This is a genomic window from Pseudomonas trivialis (genome assembly GCF_001439805.1).
GTDB lineage: Bacteria > Pseudomonadota > Gammaproteobacteria > Pseudomonadales > Pseudomonadaceae > Aquipseudomonas > Aquipseudomonas trivialis.
The window spans coordinates 114997-126473 of sequence record NZ_JYLK01000003.1 but is presented as its reverse complement, the minus strand read 5'-3'; the positions used below and the strand labels follow the sequence as shown (position 1 = coordinate 126473).

The following is an 11477-nucleotide window of genomic DNA, read 5'->3' as shown; positions in this document are numbered from 1 at the left end:
CGATGCAAGGAAGCTTGCAACAAGCGTGCACAAACCGGTAATCGAATGTCATTTTTTCGTGAAAAACGTGAAAAGCCTGTAAACGCTGCATAAAGACGGGTTTCCAGGGCGGTGTGACCTGCACTGAGTGCGCATCACTTGTCCGCGCTGTGCGTTACACCAGGCCCGAATCGTGGCAAAACGTTACCCGTCCACCCCAACGAGTGGGTATTCGGTGAATCCCTTTGAAGCACGGATGTATCATTTTGGTGCGGCCTGTCGAGGCCCGTTCCCGCTCAGCTCAAATACCGGCTTGCCTCTAAAGGGGGCATGTTTTTTACCGTCCTGCGCCACCGCTTTGCCGCATTCGCCGTGAAGTGCGTCGCAATCGAAGGTATGCTGGCGCGCAAAACCTGACCTGTTCAATGGAGTGCCCGCAGTGTTCGCACTGGATCAACGCCTGCAACAAGACACGCTGACCCTCGGGGATTTCCCGCTGTGCCGGCTGCTGCTGTCCAATGACTCGAATTATCCCTGGTTCATCCTGGTGCCGCGTATTGACGCTATCAGTGAAGTGTTTCAGCTGGATGTCGCGGACCAGCAGGTGCTGTGGCAGGAAACCACAACCCTGGCGCAACTGCTGAACGAGGGGCTTGGCGCCGACAAGATGAATATCGGTGCGTTGGGAAACGTGGTCAGCCAGCTGCATGTGCACGTCATCGTGCGCCGGCGCGATGACGCCGCCTGGCCCGCGCCGGTATGGGGCAAGCATCCAGCCCGTCCCTACACGCCTGAGCAGGTGACGGCCATTCGTGCGCAATTGCGCGACCTGCTGCCTGCCGACTTCATCTTCACCCAGGACTGAATCATGGACCTGCAAGACCGCGTCACCGACCTGGAAAGCCGCCTGGCCTTCCAGGACGACACCATCGAAACCCTCAACGATATCCTGGTCAACCAGCAGCGCGCCGTCGAGCGCTTGAAACTGCAGATCGCTGCCCTGCTCAAGCGCCAGGAAGAAATGGGTGGCCAGTTCGAGTCATCCGAAGAAGAAGCGCCGCCGCCTCACTATTAATGGGCGCGCAATAAAAAAAACCGCGACACGGCCAATGCCGGATCGCGGTTTTTTTTGCTACGGCAGTTTGAATCAGCGACGCGGCAACGCGGCGATCACGTCTTCGGCTTGCAGGCCTTTGTCGCGGTTCATCACCGAGAACTCCACACGCTGGCCTTCGACCAGAACGCGATGGCCTTCGCCGCGGATGGCCCGGAAGTGGACGAAAATATCATCGCCCGAATCGCGGGAAATAAAGCCGAAGCCCTTGGAGGTATTGAACCACTTGACGGTCCCGGTATCCCGGTTGGTCATGTCGTAATTTTGCGACGCGGCCGCTGGGGACGAACGGTAGAAGCTGATGGCCAGGTGAAGAACGATGGCGACCACAGCAATGACCAGGCTGAGCAGGATGGCCGGGTGACCGCCAACTTCAGGCATGGGTGCCAGTAGGGTGAGAGTCTGCACGACAACGGCCAGCACCAGCAGCGCGCTGACCAGATTTTGCAGTTGATGACGCGTGCCTTTGTTCCAGTAAGGAATTACCGGTGCGAGCGTCAGGTTCAGCAGGCCGAACAGGGCCAGGTATAGAGCATCATGTTGTTGCAGGTAGGGCAGGCTTTCAGGCTGCAGGCTCGGGATAAAGGACAGCAGCAACGCTGCAACGCCCGTTAGCAGGTGGACGATTTTCAACATTTTGATTAACTCACTTTAAGACGGATCACGAGGAAGAGCTGACTGGCACGGTTCGCTTCTGAACAATGGGAGGCGTTGAGCACGTGCGCGGGGATCAGCCTATGTGACGTGCCGCACAGGTAAACGGCAGCCACACGGCGCCTATTTAACAGCAAAGGCTGTGCCTACTCAAATCAAGCATGTGGGGGGCTTGCGGGGAGCGCGGCATTTCTGCTTCAAACGCTTGTCCTAGACGGATGCAGGCTTTTCGAGCGGCTTTCAGGCATTTCTTGCTAGAGTGGCCGTTCATTTGATCAATGAATACTCATCAATTGAAGGGGAAACACATGGCAATCGATATTGGTATCAGTGAAGAAGATCGTAAATCCATCGTCGACGGACTTTCACGGCTGCTGTCCGATACCTACGTACTGTATCTGAAGACCCACAACTTCCATTGGAACGTCACCGGCCCCATGTTTCGCACGCTGCACTTGATGTTTGAGGAGCAGTACAACGAGTTGGCGCTGGCGGTGGATTCCATTGCCGAGCGTATCCGTGCCCTGGGTTTCCCTGCGCCGGGTGCCTACTCGATCTATGCCCGCCTGTCCTCGATCAAGGAAGAAGAAGGTGTGCCAAGCGCCGAAGAGATGATCAAGCAACTGGTCGCAGGCCAGGAAGCCGTTACACGTACCGCTCGTGGCATCTTCCCGTTGCTCGACAAAGTCAGCGATGAGCCGACGGCAGACCTGTTGACCCAGCGCATGCAGGTGCACGAGAAAACCGCGTGGATGCTGCGTTCCCTGCTCGAAAATCAGTAAACGTCGTACACCGGTGGCGCCTTGCTGGCGCCGCCTGCGTGTTTCCGCGCGCTTCCTGGCGTTGTCCTACGCCCATCTACTCTGCGTCTTCTGGCTGCCTGTCGCTCCCTGCTGTTTTATAGCGTCACTGTCCAATGGGAAGTCCCCTGGGCTGCTGTTTGGCAATGGAGTGTCAGGTGTATGTCACGTGGAGTCGGTAACGGAGTGATGGAAACCAACGGTTTCCATAAGATAAAGGTCGACCCGTTTGCAAAAGGGTTCGATATGGGGCTGGCCAAGCCACTGTCGCGCTCGGTCAGGCTCAATGGGTTTTCTACCTGCCTGCGGCTCGAACAGATCTATTGGAATATCCTTGCAGAGATTGCCAGGATCAATACCTGCTCGGTCAGCGCACTGTTGTCCTACGTTGATCGGGAAGTGCATTTGCGCTACGGCGGCGTGAAGAACTTCAGTGGGCTGGTGAGGGTGGTGTGCGTGGTGCATGTGTTGAATGGCTGCGTCGCCCCCTCCTGCTCAGGATAGTTTGCCCGTGCCTCGGACCGACCCGCCATTCAGGCGGGTCGGCACCCGGGGAGAAAGCCGGCTGCGCTGCCTCGATTTACCAGATATAATCCCGCGCTTTGCTGCGCATGCCGGGGCTTTATGCACAAGGGCAGGGCGTGGCGCAGCAAGTTTTGATCGCCGAGACATCTCAATGCCCATGTACGACTATCAATGCGCTTCCTGTGGTCATCAATTGGAAGCCATTCAAAAGATCAGCGCCGCGCCGTTGGTCGATTGCCCAGCCTGTCAGGCACCTGAATTGAAAAAAATGATGTCCATGCCAGGCTTCCGCCTCAGCGGCAACGGTTGGTACGAGACCGATTTCAAGACCGGCGCCAAGAAGAACCTGGCGGGCGGCGACAAGGCAGACTGAGTTGAACTCTACGCGCAGGCTCCTGCATTATCCGTCTCCTGCATAACCGTACGGTGACGAGGCGGGCCTCCACCGAATTTCGAATTACGAGAAGTGAAACCACGACCATGATGCGCAGCCACTATTGCGGCCAACTGAACGAGACCCTGGAAGGTCAGGAAATCACCCTTTGCGGATGGGTTCACCGTCGCCGCGACCACGGCGGGGTGATCTTCCTCGATATCCGTGATCGTGATGGTCTGGCCCAGGTGGTGTTCGACCCGGATCGCGCCGAGAGCTTCGCTGCCGCCGACCGCGTGCGCAGCGAATACGTCGTGAAGATCACCGGCAAGGTGCGCCTGCGTCCGGCCGGTGCCGTGAACAAGAACATGGCGTCCGGCGGCATCGAAGTGCTGGGCTATGAGCTTGAAGTGCTGAACGAGTCGGAAACCCCGCCGTTCCCGCTCAATGAGTACTCCGACGTGGGCGAGGAAACCCGCCTGCGCTATCGCTTCCTCGACCTGCGTCGTCCGGAGATGGCCGAGAAGCTGCGTCTGCGTTCGCGCATGACCACCAGCATCCGCCGCTTCCTCGACGAAAACGGCTTCCTCGACGTTGAAACGCCGATCCTCACCCGGGCCACCCCGGAAGGCGCGCGTGACTATCTGGTGCCGAGCCGTACCCACGCCGGCAGCTTCTTTGCCTTGCCGCAGTCGCCGCAGCTGTTCAAGCAGTTGCTGATGGTGGCCGGCTTCGACCGTTACTACCAGATCGCCAAGTGCTTCCGTGACGAAGACCTGCGCGCCGACCGCCAGCCGGAATTCACCCAGATCGACATTGAGACCAGCTTCCTCAATGAAGAAGAGATCATGGGCCTCACCGAGCAGATGATCCGCAACCTGTTCAAGGAAGTGCTGGACCTGGAGTTTGGCGACTTCCCGCACATGACCTTCGAAGAAGCCATGCGGCGCTACGGTTCCGACAAGCCGGACCTGCGCAACCCGCTGGAACTGGTGGACGTGGCCGACCAGCTCAAAGAGGTCGACTTCAAGGTGTTCAGCGGCCCGGCCAACGACCCTAAATGCCGCATTGCCGCACTGCGTGTGCCCGGCGGCGCGAGCATGCCGCGCAAGCAGATCGACGACTACACCAAGTTCGTCGGCATCTACGGTGCCAAGGGCCTGGCGTACATCAAGGTCAACGAGCGCGCCAACGGTGTTGATGGTCTGCAATCGCCTATCGTGAAAAACATTCCGCTGGACAACCTCAACGCGATCCTCGATCGCGTCGGTGCCGTTGACGGCGACATCGTGTTCTTCGGCGCCGACAAGGCCAGGATCGTCAGCGAAGCCTTGGGCGCATTGCGTATCAAGCTCGGTCACGACCTGAACCTGCTGACCTGCGAATGGGCCCCGATGTGGGTCGTTGACTTCCCGATGTTCGAAGAGAACGACGACGGCAGTTTCAGCGCCTTGCACCACCCATTCACCGCGCCCAAGTGCTCCCCGGCCGAGCTGGAAGCCAATCCGGCAGGCGCCTTGTCCCGCGCCTACGACATGGTATTGAACGGCACCGAGTTGGGTGGCGGTTCGATCCGTATCCACCGCAAGGAGATGCAGCAAGCGGTGTTCCGCCTGCTGGGCATCAACGAAGCGGAACAGGAAGAGAAGTTCGGCTTCCTGCTCGACGCCCTCAAGTACGGCGCGCCGCCCCACGGTGGCCTGGCATTCGGTCTGGACCGCCTGGTGATGCTGATGACCGGCGCCCAGTCGATTCGTGAAGTGATCGCCTTCCCGAAAACCCAGAGCGCTGCCGACGTCATGACCCAGGCACCGGGTGTGGTGGATGCCAAGGCACTGCGCGAACTGCACATTCGTCTGCGCGAGACGCCGAAGGCTGAGTAAGGCTGCGGCGTGAAAGCGCACTGAGGTTTACGCAGTCAAAAAAGGCGCATCTTCGGATGCGCCTTTGCGTTACAAGCTTGTATTGCGCCGCAAGCGTGATTGATAAAGGTTTCTAGAGAATTATTGGAGTTGTGTTATGGCTGGCCATTCCAAGTGGGCGAACATCAAGCACCGCAAAGAGCGTCAGGATGCCAAGAAAGGCAAGATTTTCACCAAGTGGATCCGTGAACTGACCGTTGCCGCTCGCCAAGGTGGCGGCGACCCGGCTTCCAACCCGCGCCTGCGTTTGGCGCTGGACAAGGCGCTGGGCGCCAACATGAGCCGCGATATCATCGACCGCGCCGTGGCCCGTGGTGCCGGCGCCGCCGACACCGACGACATGGTCGAACTGACCTACGAAGGCTACGGCCCGGGCGGCGTGGCGGTGATGGTCGAGTGCATGACCGACAACCGCAACCGTACTGCCGCTGCCGTGCGCCATGCGTTCAGCAAGTGCGGGGGCAACCTGGGTACCGACGGTTCGGTGGCCTACCTGTTCGAGCGCAAGGGGCAGATTACCTTTGCGCCGGGTGTGGATGAAGACGCGCTGATCGAAGCGGCAATGGAGGCCGATGCCGATGACGTGGTGACCAACGAAGACGGTTCCATCGACGTGTTCACCTCGTTCTCCAGCTTCTATGCCGTGCGCACTGCACTGGAGGCGGCCGGCTTCAAAGGCACCGACGCGGAAATCGTGATGCTGCCGACCACCAGCGCCGAGCTGGATCTGGACGGTGCGCAAAAGGTGCTGAAGATGCTGGACATGCTCGAAGACCTGGATGATGTGCAGAACGTGTATTCCAACGCTGACATCCCTGAATCCGTCGCCGAACAACTAGGCTGAAGGACGACGCAGTTCCAGATGTGGGAGGGGGCTTGCTTCCGATAGCGGTGGTTCAGTCGAGTAATAGATAACTGACTCATCGCCATCGGGCGCAAGCCCCCTCCCACATTGAACCTGATGTATCAAAAAATGTGTTTACCCAACCCGCAGGTGCTATGACTTTAATCCTTGGTATCGACCCCGGTTCGCGCATCACCGGTTTTGGTGTGGTGCAGCACACCCCGCGTGGCTGCGTCTATGTGGCCTCGGGCTGCATCCGCACCGGGGCGGGCGAGCTGGCTGAGCGTCTGCAAATTGTCTATCGCGGCGTGCGTGAAGTGATCCAGACCTATGGCCCGGTGACCATGGGCATCGAAAAAGTGTTCATGGCCAAGAACGCCGACTCCGCGCTCAAGCTCGGCCAGGCCCGTGGCGCCGCCATTGTGGCGGGGGCCGAGGAGGGCATGGAGATCGCCGAATACACCGCGACCCAGGTCAAGCAGGCCGTGGTCGGCACGGGCGGGGCGAATAAGGAGCAGGTGCAGATGATGGTCATGCACATGCTCAAGCTCACCGCCAAGCCGCAGATCGATGCCTCCGACGCCCTGGCCATTGCCATTTGCCATGCGCATACCCTATCCAGTCTACTGCCACATGGGCTCGGCACGGCACGCAGTCGTGGCGGGCGCCTGCGTCTCTGATAGCATCAGCGTTATTCCCGGTCAGGCGTCGATCTGACCCTATGCTTTTTAAGGATCCGAACCGTGATTGGACGCTTGCGCGGCACCCTGGCCGAGAAACAGCCGCCGCACCTGATTCTGGATGTAAACGGGCTTGGGTATGAGCTTGAAGTGCCCATGACCACCTTGTACCGCCTGCCGTCGGTCGGTGAGCCGATTACTTTGCACACTCATCTGGTGGTGCGCGAAGACGCGCAATTGCTCTATGGTTTCATCGGCAAGCGCGACCGCGACTTTTTCCGTGAGCTGATTCGCTTGAATGGCGTAGGGCCAAAATTGGCGCTGGCATTGATGTCGAGCCTGGAAGTGGATGAGCTGGTGCGGGCGGTGTCGGCCCAGGACACTTCGGCGCTGACCAAGGTGCCGGGGGTGGGCAAGAAGACCGCCGAGCGCTTGCTGGTGGAACTCAAGGACCGCTTCAAGGCCTGGGAAGTCGTGCCAAACATGTTCGCGCTGGTGCCGAACCAGCCGGACATGCCGGCGGGGCAGGTCGCCAGCGCCGAAAGCGATGCAGTCAGTGCGCTGATTTCCCTGGGCTACAAGCCGCAGGAGGCCAGCAAGGCGGTATCGGCCATCAAGGACAAGAACCTGAGCAGCGAAGACATGATCCGCCGAGCCCTGAAGGGAATGATTTAAGTGATTGAAGCTGATCGTCTGATTGCAGCCACCGGCCCGCGCGACCGTGAAGAAGTCCAGGATCGCGCCATCCGCCCGCTGAGTCTGGCCGACTACATCGGCCAGCCCACCGTGCGCGAGCAGATGGAGCTGTTCATCCAGGCCGCCCGCGGGCGCAGCGAGTCCCTGGACCACACCTTGATCTTCGGCCCGCCGGGGCTGGGTAAAACCACCCTGGCGATGATCATCGCCAATGAAATGGGCGTGTCGATCAAGTCCACCTCGGGCCCGGTGCTGGAGCGTCCCGGCGACCTGGCGGCGCTGCTGACCAACCTTGAACCCCATGACGTGCTGTTTATCGACGAGATTCACCGGTTGTCGCCGATTGTCGAGGAAGTGCTGTACCCGGCCATGGAGGACTTCCAGCTCGACATCATGATCGGCGAGGGGCCGGCTGCCCGTTCGATCAAGCTCGACCTGCCGCCCTTTACCCTGGTGGGCGCGACCACCCGTGCCGGCATGTTGACCAACCCGCTGCGCGACCGTTTCGGCATCGTTCAGCGCCTCGAGTTCTACAGCACGGCCGATCTTGCGACCATTGTCATACGGTCGGCGGGCATTCTCGGCCTGCCGCTGGACCCTGAAGGTGCCTTTGAAATCGCCCGTCGGGCGCGCGGCACGCCACGTATCGCCAACCGCCTGCTGCGCCGCGTGCGTGACTTTGCCGAGGTGCGCGCCAAGGGACACATCACCAAGGCCGTGGCGGACCTGGCGCTGAACCTGCTGGATGTGGACGAGCACGGCTTTGATCACCAGGATCGACGCCTGCTCCTGACCATGATCGAGAAGTTCGACGGTGGCCCGGTAGGGGTCGACAGCCTTGCCGCCGCCATCAGCGAGGAGCGCCATACCATTGAGGATGTGCTGGAGCCGTACCTGATCCAGCAGGGCTACATCATGCGCACGCCAAGGGGGCGCGTGGTGACCCGCCATGCTTATCTGCACTTCGGGCTAAATATTCCGTCACGATTGGGAGAGATGCCCGTGGTAGACGAATTCCTCGATGCAGTGGACGATTAAAAGCTTGCGCCGCACGATTTATCTGAGGTTTGTGCTGTCCCAGTGTCTGGCGTCGTCATTCAGTCGTTGTAAATATTCTTCAGGATGAAGAACGGGAATGAAAAAACAGTGGTGGGCCGGATTGGCAACCTGAGGAGTAAGCACTAGAGTATGCGCGCGCAAAACGGGGATCAGTCGTTCGTACATCGCTGTCGCGTTTATTACGAGGACACCGATGCCGGCGGCATCGTTTATTACGTCAATTACCTCAAGTTCATGGAACGGGCTCGAACCGAGCGGCTACGGGAGCTGGGCTTTGCCCAATCCACGCTGGCAGGGGAGGACCTGTTATTCGTCGTGCATTCCAGCGAGGCGCGTTACCACTCACCTGCGCGATTGGACGACGAGTTGCTGGTCAGCGCGCAAGTAATCGAATTGAACCGTGTCAGCCTGCGTTTCAAGCAGCAGGTCAGGCGGGCAACGGATGCAACGCTGCTCTGTGAGGGGCAGTTTCTGGTGGCATGTGTACGCACCGACAGTTTGAAACCTCGGGCCATTCCCGAAACTCTACGTGCGGCCTTTGCCGCCGTGAGCGGCGCGGGTAAACAATCAGAGCAGGAGATTTAGCGTGGAACCTACCGTCGTCGACCATTCCTCCATGTGGAGCCTGGTCAGCAATGCCAGTGTTGTGGTTCAACTGGTCATGCTGACCCTGGTAGCCGCATCGGTTACCTCTTGGGTCATGATTTTCCAGCGCAGCAACATGCTGCGTGCCGGTCGACGTGCCCTGGAGAGCTTCGAGGAGCGCTTCTGGTCGGGCATCGACCTGTCCAAGCTGTACCGCCAGGCTGGCAGCAACCCGGACCCGGATTCGGGTGTTGAGCAGATCTTCCGTGCCGGTTTCAAGGAGTTCTCCCGTCTGCGTCAGCAGCCCGGCGTCGATCCGGAAGCCGTCATGGAAGGCGTGGCCCGTGCCATGCGCGTCGCCATCTCCCGTGAAGAAGAGAAGCTTGAACAAAGCTTGCCGTTCCTCGCCACCGTGGGTTCCGTCAGCCCGTACATCGGCCTGTTCGGCACCGTATGGGGCATCATGAACTCGTTCCGCGGCCTGGCCCAGGCACAGCAGGCGACCCTGGCCACCGTGGCCCCGGGTATCGCCGAAGCCCTGATTGCCACCGCTATTGGCCTGTTCGCGGCGATCCCGGCCGTAATCGCCTACAACCGTTTTGCTGCCACCAGCGAAACGCTGATCGGCCGTTACTACACCTTCGCCGATGAATTCCAGGCGATCCTGCACCGTAAAGTGCACACCAGCGAAGAATAAGCAGGTAATTCCCAATGGCTTTAATCGCTCGAGCGCGCAAAAAGCGCAAGCCGGTCGCCGAGATGAACGTAGTGCCCTACATCGACGTGATGCTGGTGCTGCTGGTGATTTTCATGGTGACCGCGCCGATGCTCAACCAGGGCGTGAAGGTTGATCTGCCCAAGGTTTCCAGTGAAGCCTTGCCGCAGGACAACAACACGCAGGTGCTGACCATTTCGATCAAGTCCGACAAGACCTATTACTGGAACCTTGGCAGCGAAGTCGACACCCAGAAACAGCAGGACAAGGCCCTGACCCTGCCGGCGATGACCGATGCGGTGACCAAAATCATTCGCTCCGGCAACGAAGGCGGCAAGCGTACCCAGGTCTTCATTCGCGGCGACAAATCGGTCGACTACGGCTCCGTCATGGGTGCCATGGGTGGTCTGCAGAAGGCCGGCGTCGGTAACGTTGGTTTGATCACCGAGGCGCCCTGATGCAGCAACAGCGAGAGCCGTCCGCCTCGGAAAGCTTCTTCTGGCCTGGCGTGTGGGCAATTGCCCTGCACGTGCTGGTGTTCGGCATGCTGTTCGTCAGTTTTGCCATGACCCCGGACCTGCCGCCGGCCAAGCCGATCGTGCAGGCGACCCTGTATCAGCTGAAATCGAAAAGTCAGGCCACCACCCAGACCAATCAGAAGATTGCGGGTGAGGCCCAGAAGTCGGCCGCGCGCCAGACCGAAGTCGAGCAGATGGAACAGAAGAAGGTCGAGCAGGAAGCGGTGAAGGCGGCTGCGGAACAAAAGAAAGAAGAGGCGGCTCAAAAGGCCGAGGAATCGAAAAAGGCTGACGAAGCGAAGAAAGCCGACGAGGCCAAAAAGGCTGATGAAGCCAAGAAAGCCGACAAAGCTGCCGAAGCTAAAAAAGCCGAAGAGAAACAATTGGCTGATATAGCCAAGAAGAAATCTGAAGAAGAAGCCAAAAAAGCTGCTGAAGAAGAGGCCAAGAAAAAGGCCGCTGAAGAAGCCAAGAAAAAGATAGTCGAAGACGCGAAGAAGAAAGCCGCCGAAGACGCCAAGAAAAAAGCTGAAGCAGACGAGGCGAAGAAGAAAGTCGCCGACGACGCGAAGAAGAAAGCTGCCGCCGATGCCACGAAGAAAAAGGCTCAGGAAGCAGCGCGTAAATCCGCCGAAGAGAAAAAGGCTCAGGCCCTGGCAGATTTGCTCTCCGACACGCCGCAGCGTCAGCAAGCCTTGGCCGATGAGCGTGGCGATGAAGTCGCGGGCAGTTTCGACGACCTGATTCGGGCACGGGCAGCAGAAGGTTGGACACGTCCACCTTCGGCACGTAAAGGCATGACAGTAGTGCTGCAGATCGGCATGTTGCCGGACGGTACGGTGACTTCGGTCAGCGTGGCCAAGTCCAGTGGTGACGGTTCGTTCGACAGTTCGGCGGTTGCCGCGGTCAAGAACATTGGCCGGTTGACCGAGATGCAGGGAATGAAACCAAGCGACTTCGCTCCCTATCGTTCATTCAAGATGACATTCACACCTGAGGATCTAGCCTTGTGA

Annotated in this window: 15 protein-coding genes; 14 read left to right on the top strand and 1 reads right to left on the bottom strand. The window is 59.3% G+C overall.

The window, feature by feature from the left end; translation table 11 throughout:
• Positions 1–418: 418 nt before the first annotated feature.
• Together TU79_RS06100 and TU79_RS06095 are read left to right on the top strand one after the other, a co-directional pair.
• Positions 419–844 carry an HIT domain-containing protein gene (locus TU79_RS06100; RefSeq protein ID WP_057007174.1) on the top strand — a complete coding sequence of 142 codons (426 nt, stop codon included), beginning with the start codon at positions 419–421 and terminating at the stop codon, positions 842–844.
• A gap of 3 nt (positions 845–847) precedes the next feature.
• Entirely contained in the window at positions 848–1054 is a 207-nt protein-coding gene (locus tag TU79_RS06095) for a SlyX family protein (protein WP_057007173.1), read from the top strand.
• A 72-nt stretch (positions 1055–1126) separates the two neighbouring features.
• Here the strand turns inward: TU79_RS06095 and TU79_RS26715 are convergent, their stop codons facing one another.
• On the bottom strand, positions 1127–1729 hold the full coding sequence (locus tag TU79_RS26715) for a cold-shock protein (protein ID WP_057007172.1): 603 nt from the start codon (positions 1727–1729) through the stop codon (positions 1127–1129).
• 326 nt (positions 1730–2055) lie between these two features.
• Here TU79_RS26715 and TU79_RS06085 point away from each other — a divergent pair, with 326 nt between their 5' ends.
• The 12 genes from TU79_RS06085 to tolA all read left to right on the top strand — a co-directional run bounded on the left by TU79_RS06085 (position 2056) and on the right by tolA (position 11477).
• Positions 2056–2529 (top strand): Dps family protein, encoded by a 474-nt coding sequence (locus tag TU79_RS06085; protein WP_003193874.1) that lies wholly within the window; start codon positions 2056–2058, stop codon positions 2527–2529.
• Positions 2530–2709: 180 nt separating this feature from the next.
• Positions 2710–3051: a ribbon-helix-helix domain-containing protein gene (locus TU79_RS06080; RefSeq protein ID WP_057007171.1), complete on the top strand. Its 342-nt coding sequence runs from the start codon at positions 2710–2712 to the stop codon at positions 3049–3051.
• A 172-nt stretch (positions 3052–3223) separates the two neighbouring features.
• Complete coding sequence (locus TU79_RS06075) at positions 3224–3445, top strand: FmdB family zinc ribbon protein (RefSeq protein WP_003237677.1); 222 nt, start codon at positions 3224–3226, stop codon at positions 3443–3445.
• 107 nt (positions 3446–3552) lie between these two features.
• Positions 3553–5328 (top strand): aspartate--tRNA ligase, encoded by a 1776-nt coding sequence (aspS, locus tag TU79_RS06070; RefSeq protein WP_057007170.1) that lies wholly within the window; start codon positions 3553–3555, stop codon positions 5326–5328.
• 136 nt (positions 5329–5464) lie between these two features.
• Entirely contained in the window at positions 5465–6211 is a 747-nt protein-coding gene (locus tag TU79_RS06065) for a YebC/PmpR family DNA-binding transcriptional regulator (protein WP_057007169.1), read from the top strand.
• 155 nt (positions 6212–6366) lie between these two features.
• Positions 6367–6891: a crossover junction endodeoxyribonuclease RuvC gene (gene ruvC / locus TU79_RS06060; protein WP_057007168.1), complete on the top strand. Its 525-nt coding sequence runs from the start codon at positions 6367–6369 to the stop codon at positions 6889–6891.
• Between the two features lie 63 nt (positions 6892–6954).
• Entirely contained in the window at positions 6955–7566 is a 612-nt protein-coding gene (gene ruvA, locus TU79_RS06055; protein WP_046069316.1) for a Holliday junction branch migration protein RuvA, read from the top strand.
• Positions 7567–8625 carry a Holliday junction branch migration DNA helicase RuvB gene (gene ruvB / locus TU79_RS06050; protein ID WP_057007167.1) on the top strand — a complete coding sequence of 353 codons (1059 nt, stop codon included), beginning with the start codon at positions 7567–7569 and terminating at the stop codon, positions 8623–8625.
• 150 nt (positions 8626–8775) lie between these two features.
• Positions 8776–9231 carry a tol-pal system-associated acyl-CoA thioesterase gene (ybgC, locus tag TU79_RS06045; protein WP_057007166.1) on the top strand — a complete coding sequence of 152 codons (456 nt, stop codon included), beginning with the start codon at positions 8776–8778 and terminating at the stop codon, positions 9229–9231.
• Position 9232: 1 nt separating this feature from the next.
• Positions 9233–9928 carry a protein TolQ gene (gene tolQ, locus TU79_RS06040; RefSeq protein ID WP_003237690.1) on the top strand — a complete coding sequence of 232 codons (696 nt, stop codon included), beginning with the start codon at positions 9233–9235 and terminating at the stop codon, positions 9926–9928.
• 23 nt (positions 9929–9951) lie between these two features.
• Positions 9952–10404: a protein TolR gene (gene tolR / locus TU79_RS06035; protein ID WP_162276088.1), complete on the top strand. Its 453-nt coding sequence runs from the start codon at positions 9952–9954 to the stop codon at positions 10402–10404.
• Positions 10404–11477, top strand: coding sequence for a cell envelope integrity protein TolA (gene tolA, locus TU79_RS06030; protein WP_003237694.1), 1074 nt, complete (start codon positions 10404–10406; stop codon positions 11475–11477). Before tolR ends, tolA begins: the two co-directional genes overlap by 1 nt.